This is a genomic window from Bradyrhizobium sp., assembly GCF_016462955.1.
Classification (GTDB): Bacteria; Pseudomonadota; Alphaproteobacteria; order Rhizobiales; family Xanthobacteraceae; genus Bradyrhizobium.
In genome coordinates, this window is sequence record NZ_JAEMSD010000881.1 from 1 (window position 1) to 1569 (window position 1569).

The following is a 1569-nucleotide window of genomic DNA, read 5'->3' on the forward strand; positions in this document are numbered from 1 at the left end:
CAGCCTGCTGGATCTGTTCACCCGGTCCGCAGGCGAGATGCTGGACGAGCGTTTCGAACACGATCTGGTCAAGTCGCTGTTCGGCTTCGATGCCATCGTCGGCAACTATGCGAGCCCCTACGCCGCCGGTTCGGCCTATGTCATGCTGCATCATGCCTTCGGCGAGGTGAACGGCAAGAAGGGCGCCTGGGGCCACGCCATCGGCGGCATGGGCGCGATCACGCAGGCGATGGCGCGCGCTGCGCGCGATCGGGGCGTGGTGATCGACACCGATGCCGGCGTCCGCGAGGTCATCGTCGAGCGCGACCGCGCGGTCGGCGTGGTTCTGGAGGACGGCACACCGATCCGCGCGACATACGTGGCGGCCAACGTCAATCCAAAGCTGCTGTATACGCGCCTGATTGCGGCGGATGCGCTGCCAAAGGACTTCCTTGCCCGCATCCGGCATTGGAAGAACGGCTCCGGCACCTTCCGCATGAACGTGGCGCTGGACCGCCTGCCCTCCTTCGCGGCGCTGCCAGGCGATGGCGATCATCTCACCTCCGGCATCATCCTGGCGCCGAGCCTTGCCTACATGGACCGCGCCTATGCCGATGCACGGGCGCAAGGCTGGAGCCGGCAGCCCGTCGTCGAGATGCTGATCCCCTCGACGCTCGACGACACGCTGGCGCCCGCCGGCAAGCATGTCGCGAGCCTGTTCTGCCAGCATGTCGCGCCGGAGCTTTCAGATGGAAGGTCCTGGGATGACCACCGCGAGGAGGTCGCCGACCTCATGATGGCGACAGTGGATGACTACGCGCCCGGTTTTGCGGCGAGCGTGCTGGGCCGTCAGATCCTGTCACCGCTCGACCTCGAACGGCAGTTCGGTCTGCTCGGCGGCGACATCTTCCACGGCGCGCTGTCCTTGAACCAGCTGTTCTCGGCGCGGCCGATGCTGGGACACGCCGACTATCGGGGTCCGTTGCGGGGCCTCTACCATTGCGGCTCCGGCGCCCATCCCGGCGGCGGCGTCACCGGCGCCCCCGGCCACAATGCGGCGCAGGCGATCCTGAGGGATCACCGCGCGCTGTTCAGAAGCCGTGGATAAGCCTGGGGATTGGTTGTGGATAGGCTGCCGAAAGCTTTGTGACGAAACTGGACGGCTTCTCGGTACAAGCCCGAATGAGGCTGTGGAAAAGACGCTGGGTAACTACGGTATAAGACAGTGGACAGCCGCCGAATAGAGAGCAGAGAGGCTGTGGACGTCGGGTAGCACTCGCATGATCGACGAGAGGAGAAATGCAGAAGATATCCGCTGGAGCGAGCAAATTGCCGCTTCGATCGTGGATGAATTGCTCGTCGCGAAACTGATTGCGGAAGATCAAGCCGAATGGGCGCGCCAAATAGTCGCCCAAGACATTCACATCCAACTGATCTCTGGCTTTAGGCCGCCCAATTCGAACTGAGGCATTGCCAAGCATTCCCGCCAAAAACGACCGCGCCCGCAAGGGGAGGTCCCCTCGCGGGCGGTGATCAGGAATAGCCTTCTGAAGAAATTAGCCCCCGCTGGGAAATGGAGGCGGAAATTAC

General features: G+C 63.6%; 2 protein-coding genes. Both read left to right on the forward strand.

Annotated features, from left to right (window positions below; genetic code table 11):
* Positions 1 to 1087 (forward strand): NAD(P)/FAD-dependent oxidoreductase (locus JHD07_RS39490; protein WP_291632044.1); only part of this gene is annotated, 1087 nt, incomplete at its 5' end.
* Positions 1088 to 1259: 172 nt separating this feature from the next.
* Complete coding sequence (locus JHD07_RS39495; protein ID WP_291632045.1) at positions 1260 to 1445, forward strand: hypothetical protein; 186 nt, start codon at positions 1260 to 1262, stop codon at positions 1443 to 1445.
* The last annotated feature ends 124 nt before the right edge of the window (positions 1446 to 1569 follow it).

Excerpts from the sequence above, each read along its gene's own strand:
- JHD07_RS39495 (WP_291632045.1), top strand. The coding sequence starts at position 1,260 with ATGATCGACGAGAGGAGAAATGCAGAAGATATCCGCTGGAGCGAGCAA.